General features: G+C 35.5%; 3 protein-coding genes and 1 rRNA gene. All 4 read right to left on the bottom strand.

What is annotated here, in order from left to right; translation table 11 throughout:
- Positions 1-81 (bottom strand): 16S ribosomal RNA (locus tag EDD72_RS09390); the annotation flags it as partial.
- Between the two features lie 220 nt (positions 82-301).
- Positions 302-1,387: an HD-GYP domain-containing protein gene (locus EDD72_RS09385; protein ID WP_132769664.1), complete on the bottom strand. Its 1,086-nt coding sequence runs from the start codon at positions 1,385-1,387 to the stop codon at positions 302-304.
- Positions 1,388-1,615: 228 nt separating this feature from the next.
- Positions 1,616-4,069 (bottom strand): DNA gyrase subunit A, encoded by a 2,454-nt coding sequence (gene gyrA / locus EDD72_RS09380; protein ID WP_132769661.1) that lies wholly within the window; start codon positions 4,067-4,069, stop codon positions 1,616-1,618.
- A gap of 21 nt (positions 4,070-4,090) precedes the next feature.
- Positions 4,091-6,004 (bottom strand): DNA topoisomerase (ATP-hydrolyzing) subunit B, encoded by a 1,914-nt coding sequence (gene gyrB, locus EDD72_RS09375; RefSeq protein WP_132769658.1) that lies wholly within the window; start codon positions 6,002-6,004, stop codon positions 4,091-4,093.
- Between the last annotated feature and the right edge of the window lie 3 nt (positions 6,005-6,007).

Here is a 6,007-nt window from a genome sequence, read left to right as displayed (position 1 = left end):
ATCTGACACCTGTCATTCGACTTGCATGTATTAGGCACGCCGCCAGCGTTCGTCCTGAGCCAGGATCAAACTCTCCATTAAAGATTGTTTGATATAGCTCTTTGTTTTTCCTTCTGAATTGAAGGGTTTACGCTAAGCTGACACTGTTCAGTTTTCAAAGAACAATTACAACGGCAAAAAATAATTTATCATATTACACCATTGATTGTCAATATATTTTTTAAAATACTTTGTTCATCAATTAACAGCTTTTATAATATATCACTTTGATGATAATGTGTCAATTGTAACTTAGCTCATCCTAAATAAGGATGTCCTGAATAAATAACTTATTTTCTTTTTCTAAGTTTATAATTTGATCACTGACTTGAATTAAAGGACGTGTAGGATTATTCGTATTAATAAATAATATATTTCCCTCTAGTCCATTGTTCAATACGACACGACTCCCCAAAGTAATCTTTGACATCATCCTAACAAATATTTGTACAATTTTAGGTTCTAGCTTTCCAAAGCTATCTCCTAATAACTGATCTAAAACTTTAAAATAAGAAAATTGTTCTCTGTAACTTCTTTTTGATATCATTGCGTGAAATACATCAGCGATCGCAATAATTTTACTATATGTATGGATTTGTTCTTGTTTTAATTGAAGGGGATAACCTGAACCATCATTTCTTTCATGATGTTGAAGTACAGCAAGAATCGCCCCTTGATTTAAACCTTTTGTACCTTTCAACATATAATATCCATATACTGTATGTTTTTTTATCTCTTCTTTCTCATAATAATCGAGACTCTTTTTTTTATTTAAGATTTGGCTTGGTATTCGACTCATTCCAATATCATGAAGTACACCAGCCAATGCAACTTGCATCCACTCACTCTGATCCATCCCTATCCAATTGGCCATCATATAAGATAACATACCAACAGATAAAGCATGAACAATTTCATATTTATTTAAATCATTATTAAAATTAAGAGTGAGTAAGACTTTTTGATTTTGAAGTAGATAATCTAAAAGAGGTTCAATTGTATTTCTTAACTCGATAATGGGAATTTGAGGATTTCCTTGAGCTGACTTTAAAATTTTGGATACTAAGCGGAATGCACGATTATAATTTTTTTGATATAGCTCAACTTGGTGATTACTTTTATCATCTATTCTTTGCTCTTTTTTTGCATTTTTCAAAACCTTATTGTTTTCTTTATCTTTTTCGTCATCAATGATATGAATGTCTGTGACTCCAAATGCGAATAATATTTCTTGATCCTGCTCTTTTAAGATTGTTCCTTTTTTATATAAAAGGCCACCTAATTTGCTATACACATTCTCTTTTAGAACCATTCCTGATTGTATATTTTGGATTGAAATTATGGGCATAATAATATTTCCCCTTTTATCTTTTCGCTTATCTTCATTTTACAAATATTTCATTTTCAACGACAAGATGTAAATTTACATTTTCTTTGCTAAATAAAGAGTAAAAAGGGGCTGACTCATAAGGATCAGCGCCCTTTAAAGAATTACATAAATAGAATTCCTATGTTTTATTTTCAAACATATATTGTATATGTGATGGCTGTCCTTTACTTTTGGATCAGCCCCGAATTAATCATCTATTTCACGATAATCTTCATTATCGTTGGTGTGTACCCTAGCTACAGTTGCAACAGAATCATCATCTTGAATTTGAATCAATTTCACACCTTGGGTATACCTTCCTATTAAGGAGATGGTATTCATATTGAGACGAATGACCATTGCACTGGTTGTGACGATCATAAGATCATCATCTTCGGATACAACTTTTAAGCTAACGATATAACCATTTTTATTCGTTACATTTAAAGTTTTAATACCTTTGCCTCCTCTTGTTTGTATTCGATATTCAGAGGCTGGCGTTCGCTTCCCATAACCTTTCTCTGTCACGATTAATACATCGAGATCGTCACGGATAATATCCATTCCAACAACAAGATCATCGTTTGTTAATTGAATTCCTCTTACCCCTGTAGCACTTCTCCCCATCACTCTTACATCCTGCTCTGAAAAACGAATGGATTGTCCCATCTTTGTACCAAGGATGATCTCCTGGTTCCCATCCGTTAATTTGACTCCGATCAATTCATCATCATCTTTTAAGTTAATGGCAATAAGGCCACCCTTTCGTATATTTTCGTAATCAGAAAGATGGGTCTTTTTAACAATTCCCTGAGCAGTTGCAAAAAATAGATAATGATTTTCTGTATATTCCCTTATCGAGAAAACAGCATTAATCCTTTCATTCGATTCAATTTGAATCAAATTGATAATCGGCGTTCCTTTGGCCGTTCGACTTAATTCAGGAATTTCATATGCCTTTAAACGATATACTTTACCTTTATTTGTGAAAAACATGATATAGTTATGAGAACTGGTAATAAAGACATGTTGAACAAAATCGTCTTCTTTAGTTCCCATACCTGTAACACCTTTTCCACCTCGTCTTTGACTACGATAAGTGGAGATAGGTAGCCGTTTTATATAGCCCTGATGGGTTAACATGACGACGACCTCTTCTTCAGGAATGAGATCTTCTACATCAATCTCATTCTCAGCATTGGTAATCTTTGTCCTTCTCTCGTCGTTATATTTTTCCTTAATTTCTAATAATTCCTCTTTAATTATGGTTAATACTTTTTGTTCATCCGCTAAAATTGCTTTTAATTCAGCAATTTTTACCATTAATTCTTGATATTCATTCTCAATTTTTTCCCTTTCTAACCCCGTTAAGCGTTGTAATCTCATATCTAAGATTGCTTGGGCTTGAGTTTCAGTAAGCTGAAATTTGGTCATTAAACCATTTTTCGCTTCATCCGTGGTTCTCGATGCACGGATTAGTGCAATCACTTCATCTAAATGGTCTAAAGCAACCCGTAACCCTTCTAATATATGTGCCCTTGCTTCCGCTTTTTTAAGATCAAACTCTGTTCTTCTACGAATCACTACTTTTTGATGTTCTAAATAATGGGTTAGAACTTGTTTTAAATTGAGTACTTTTGGTTCTCCATCCACTAATGCTAAGATATTAATACCAAAAGAAGTTTGTAGACTTGTTTGCTTGTATAGGTTATTTAATACAACATTGGCATTTACATCTCGACGTAACTCAATAACAATCCTCATTCCATTTCGGTCTGACTCGTCCCTTAAATCAGTAATCCCATCAATTTTTTTATCGCGAACTAATTCAGCAATTTTTTCAATCAATTTCGCTTTGTTCACTTGATAAGGGATTTCCTCAACAATAATTCGACTCTTGCCATTATTCATTTCTTCAATAAAAGCTTTCGCTCGAATCGTAATTGAGCCTTTTCCTGTCTGATATGCCTTTTTAATCCCTTCTTTTCCTAATATAATTCCACCTGTTGGAAAATCTGGTCCTTTAATTGCTGTCATTAACTGATTGATCTCCACATCTTTGTGATCAATCAACATAATGATTCCATCGATCACCTCACCTAATTGATGAGGAGGGATATTCGTTGCCATCCCAACTGCTATACCAGCCGCTCCATTTACTAATAAATTAGGAAAACGAGCGGGTAATACCAAAGGTTCCTTTTCCGAACCGTCATAGTTATCACCAAAATCAATCGTTTCTTTATTGATATCTCGTAATAATTCTGTTGAAATCCTAGACATTCTCGCTTCTGTATAACGCATTGCTGCCGCAGAATCACCGTCAATAGAACCAAAATTTCCATGTCCATCTACTAAAACATAGCGAAATGAAAAATCTTGGGCCATCCGAACCATGGTTTCATAAACGGCAGCATCTCCATGAGGATGATATTTACCAATCACTTCACCAACAATTCTTGCCGACTTCTTGTGTGGTTTATCTGGCGTCATTCCTAATTCATTCATGGCGTATAAAATCCTACGATGAACAGGCTTTAATCCATCCCGTACGTCAGGCAATGCTCGGCTTACAATTACACTCATCGCATAATCGATAAATGAGCTTTTCATTTCCTGACTAATATTCACTTCTTTTATTCTTTGATTCGACTCAAGCATGTTTTACCTCCATCCCCTAGTCTAAACATCCAGATTACGAACATGTTTAGCGTATTCTTGGATAAATTCCCTTCGTGGCTCGACTTTATCACCCATTAACGTTTCAAAAACAGCATCAGCATCCGAAGCATCTTGTAAACTTACTTGTAACAATGTTCTACTTTCGGGATCCATTGTTGTTTCCCATAATTGGGTCGGATCCATTTCACCTAAACCTTTATAACGCCGGATGACAGGTTCTGGTCGATCAGGAAGTTCTGCTTTGATTTTTTCCAATTCACGATCATTATAGGCGTAACGAACGGTTTTCCCTTGTTTAATTTGATAGAGTGGTGGTTGTGCGATATATACATAACCTTTTTCAATTAACTCCCGCATGTATCGGAAAAAGAACGTAAGTAAAAGAGTACGAATATGTGCCCCATCGACGTCGGCATCTGTCATGATAATAATTTTATGATATCTGGCTTTTGAGATATCAAAATCATCGCCAATACCCGTTCCTAAGGCCGTAATCATAGCACGAATCTCTTCGTTCGCAAAGATTTTATCTAATCTTGCTTTTTCCACATTCAAAATCTTCCCTCGAAGAGGTAGAATCGCTTGAAAATTCCGATCCCGTCCTTGTTTTGCAGAACCACCCGCTGAATCACCTTCAACCAAGTAAAGTTCACTAATAGAAGCGTCTTTCGTTGAACAATCTGCTAATTTTCCAGGTAACGAACTTACTTCTAATGCGTTTTTTCTTCTTGTTAATTCTCTTGCTTTTCTAGCAGCTTCTCTTGCTCTCGCAGCCAAAACAGCCTTTTCAATAATTTTTTTAGCGACAGAAGGATTTTCATCCAAAAAGGTTGCTAATTTTTCCGCAAATAAGGACTCTGTAATCCCACGGACTTCGCTGTTACCTAATTTTGTTTTGGTTTGACCTTCAAATTGGGGATTTGGAATTTTTACACTGATTACTGCTGTTAGACCTTCCCGAACATCATCACCTGTAAGATTAGCATCTTGGTCTTTTAATAAATTATTTTTTCTTGCATAGTCATTTAAGACCCTTGTTAATGCACTTTTAAAACCAGACTCATGGGTTCCACCCTCATGTGTATGAATGTTATTGGCAAAAGATAATATATTGTTTGAATAGCTATCGTTATACTGCATCGATATTTCTAAATCAATATGATCCTTTGATCCTGATACGTAAATTGGTTTTGGATGCAATACATTACGGTTCTTATTTAAAAACTCGACAAAAGAGTTAATTCCACCTTCGTAGAAGAAATGATCCTTTTTCCCATCTTCCCTTTCATCAATCAGGTCAATCCGAATCCCTCTATTTAAAAAAGCCAATTCTCTTAATCTTGATTTTAACGTTTCATAGTTAAACTCTGTTGTCTCTTGGAAAATCTCTGGATCAGGCAGGAAAGAGACAGTCGTTCCTGTTTCATTGGTTTCACCAATCACCTTTAAATCTGCGTCAGGAACTCCACGATGATAGCTCTGTTGATGAATCTTCCCATCCCTTTTTACAATGACTTCTAGCCATGTGGACAAAGCATTCACAACTGACACACCAACACCATGTAACCCGCCAGAAACTTTATAACCTTCTCCACCAAACTTACCACCAGCATGTAATACGGTTAAAGCTACCTCAACTGCTGGTCGACCCATTTTAGGATGAATATCTACAGGAATACCACGGCCATTATCTACTACGGTAACACTATTATCTACGTGAATCGTGACAATGATATGATCACAAAAACCTGCTAAAGCTTCATCAATACTATTATCAACAACTTCCCACACCAAATGATGTAATCCGCGTTCTGATGTGGAACCAATATACATTCCCGGCCTTTTTCGAACGGCTTCAAGACCTTCTAACACTTGGATTTGACTTGCATCATAATTGTTCGACACTGTTTTCATATG

The organism is Tepidibacillus fermentans (genome assembly GCF_004342885.1).
Lineage (GTDB): Bacteria > Bacillota > Bacilli > Tepidibacillales > Tepidibacillaceae > Tepidibacillus > Tepidibacillus fermentans.
The sequence above is the reverse complement of the archived record's forward strand: the minus strand, read 5'-3'. Positions and strand labels throughout refer to the sequence as shown.